This window comes from Microcystis sp. M53603_WE2 (assembly GCF_030065435.1).
The window spans coordinates 1-2570 of sequence record NZ_JASJFF010000879.1; the positions used below are offsets into that span (position 1 = coordinate 1).

At 48.5% G+C, this 2570-nt stretch carries 2 protein-coding genes; both read right to left on the minus strand.

Annotation, left to right across the window (positions count from 1 at the left end):
* On the minus strand, positions 1-1081 hold a 1081-nt coding region (locus tag PX481_RS18680), incomplete at its 3' end, for an HhoA/HhoB/HtrA family serine endopeptidase (RefSeq protein WP_288095400.1).
* Between the two features lie 534 nt (positions 1082-1615).
* Complete coding sequence (locus PX481_RS18685) at positions 1616-2284, minus strand: hypothetical protein (RefSeq protein WP_002762243.1); 669 nt, start codon at positions 2282-2284, stop codon at positions 1616-1618.
* Between the last annotated feature and the right edge of the window lie 286 nt (positions 2285-2570).

A 2570-nucleotide genomic window follows, 5' to 3' on the forward strand; every position in this document is an offset into this window, starting at 1 on the left:
CGGTTTTTTCCACCATTTCCTGTAACTGACCGCCATCGCTAACCGGTTGATTATTAGCTTTAACAATCACATCCCCGCGACGGATACCGGCTTTTTCGGCGGGGGTATTGGGTAGGACTTTCACCACCAAAATTCCCGACACTTCCGGCACAATCATGGGAGAATTGGGGTTTTGATTATTAGCCCGGGCTAAATCGGGAGTTAGATTAACCATCTGCACACCGATATAGGGATGGGCCACCTTTTGACCTGCTTCTAGGGTCGCTTGTAACTGCTTAGCTCGGTCGATGGGAATGGCAAAACCGATCCCCATGGCATCAGCACGAATGGCCGTATTGATGCCGATGACTTCCCCTTGGGCGTTGAGTAAAGGACCGCCGGAATTACCCGGGTTAATAGCGGCATCGGTTTGGATAAAATCAATGCGTTTATCGGGAACACCCGCCTTAGCCGCCGAGCGCCCGATCGTGCTAATAATTCCTAAAGTTACCGTATTATCTAGACCGACGGGATTGCCTACTGCGATCGCCCAGTCCCCCACTTGTATGGATGCGGAATTGCCGAGGACGGCTACAGGTAAATTTTCCCCTTGGGGATTAATTTTCACCACGGCTAAATCAGTGATCTCATCAGTGCCGCGTACTTCTCCTTTGAAGCTACGACCATCTTTTAAAGTTACCGTTACCTTATCGGCATTATCGACCACATGGGCATTAGTTAAGATTAAACCACTGCCATCGATAATAAAACCCGATCCCTGGCCAGCCACTCGCTGCTGGGTGGGAAGACGAAACTGTTCCCCAAAAAACTCCTGAAAAAAAGGATCATCAAAAAAGGGGCTATTGGGACGAGTAATGATCGCTTCGGTGTCAATTCGCACTACTGCCGCACCCGTGCGCGCCACTGCCTTAGCGACAAAACTTTCCGCCGTCATCTCCGGGGGAATTCTGGCCAGATCGGCGGCAGTGCTGGGCAGATTTTGAGCATTTACCGCCGCTAAACTGCTAAAACCGAGCATAATTCCCAGAAAAGTTGCTAAAGCGTGGGTAATAGTTCGCCGTAACCCTGTAGGAAGTTTCATACTTTGATCTCTGAATTCTGATGTTTTGACTGTTTCTGTCTATCGGTTCACAGACCGACTATTAAAAATCTAACAAATCGATCGCTCCGATTAAACTAAGACGCATCTTAACCGCCTATCCTTAGATTAGCTGACCCCCCCTTGCCGCCCCTTGCCACCCCTTGCCCCCCCGATGTCGGGTAGGGTTGGGGGGTCTTGTCTCTTGTCTCTTGTCTCGTCTCGTCTCAACAAGCAATTTAAAGGCGCGGGCAGCTTAAACCAATGAGTTGACACCAAATCCGTCTGCTGGCGGATTTGGTTAAGGTTTGCCGTTAACTAGGGCTGGCTGAATAAATCTAAAAACCTTGTTGGATAAGGCTTTTAGACTTTTTTGACCTCAAAAAGTGCCTACCATTGGAGTGATCGGGGGTAAAATTCCTGGACTTTTTCCCTGAAAATTAGGTAACTGACTACCTCAAAATCGGTAAAACCCTACACCCCACACCCCACACCCCACACCCTGCCCCCACGAAAAACTTTTTCAGCAGACCCTAACTAATCTCTGATCACTAGGGGCGATTGCAGGGTAATATTTAAATCTCGATCGGGGTTAACAGAGTATAACTGCACGGAACTACCACCGACAATTCCCGCCGCCGGTAAGCCCCATCCTGCAAGGGTTCCCACGGCTGCCCCCGCTAAGACATCGAGAACTTCGATCTTGCGATCGCCCGTAAGAGCAGCGATCGCTGTGGCTGCCCCCGCACCGGCGAGGGTTCCCCCTAAGATATCTTGAGTTTTTGCCCCTTTACGCAGGGTTTCAGTGGTAGTAATTAATCGCGAAGTAGCATTGAGGGGAATGGTGCGATTGCCCCCATCAAGGCGAATTTCATCGGCAATAAACCGCACACCTCGGCCGGCTGCTTCTAAAGTACCCTTGACTTCACTTCCCGCTGCAATCACCACAATCCCATTGCGGTTACGAATATCTCTGGCTACGGTTAAAGTCAGAGGAATAACATCACTTTTAGAAACTAAAATTTTATCGGCTTTCTCGTAATTCAAAGGGATAACTGTTCCCACCGGAATCGAGATTTGTTGAGCGATGAGACGTTGCCGATTAATATTACTTTGAGCGAGGACGGGAAAAGTACCGGACATCGACCCCATGAGCAGGGTAATCAGTAAAGCTGTACTGGCTCTAGTAACAGGATTCATAGACATAGCGGTTATCCTCTCAAAAAACAACAGTGAACTTTCTCTGTTTCTAGATTATTTTTTTCTGTCTGTCATGTCAGTCCCCTCAACAGGGAATTTTTTCTCTCTCTATAGGGAAAAAAGTGGAGTGGGGAAAGTTTCCGCATTTTGTCCATCGACCGCAAAAGAGAGCCGAAAAGCCTAGAATAGTAAAAAACCTCGGATTGCCATCGTCTATGGAACTCGCTGCCGGAAAAATCCTTAGTCATCGCTACCAAATTATCCGTCAATTGGGAAAAGGGGGATTCGGACA